The following is a 277-nucleotide window of genomic DNA, read 5'->3' on the forward strand; positions in this document are numbered from 1 at the left end:
CCGGGCATACTGCGAATTATCCGGCGGAAAGCCGCTGCGAAACAGCCAAGAATCGATCCAGGGTCTGGACGGCTGAACCGGCGGCCAAAAGCGATTTCGCCAGCTCATACCCGGTTTGCAAGTCGTCGACTTTGCCGCCGACCAAAAGACCCGCTGCTGCATTCAACGCAACAAAATCAGCCTGAGCACCGGGTTCACCTTCCAAGATGCGCCGCAACCGTTCGGCGTTGTAAGCGGCCTCCTCGCCGAGAAGATCGGACATCTCGGCACGCGGGAC

Annotated in this window: 1 pseudogene; it reads right to left on the reverse strand. The window is 59.9% G+C overall.

Features of this window, described 5'->3' with window-relative positions:
- Positions 1-16: 16 nt before the first annotated feature.
- Positions 17-277 (reverse strand): annotated as a pseudogene (locus H6A60_RS13115) (anthranilate phosphoribosyltransferase); the annotation flags it as partial.

This window comes from Sutterella massiliensis, assembly GCF_016899755.1.
Taxonomy (GTDB): domain Bacteria; phylum Pseudomonadota; class Gammaproteobacteria; order Burkholderiales; family Burkholderiaceae_F; genus Sutterella; species Sutterella massiliensis.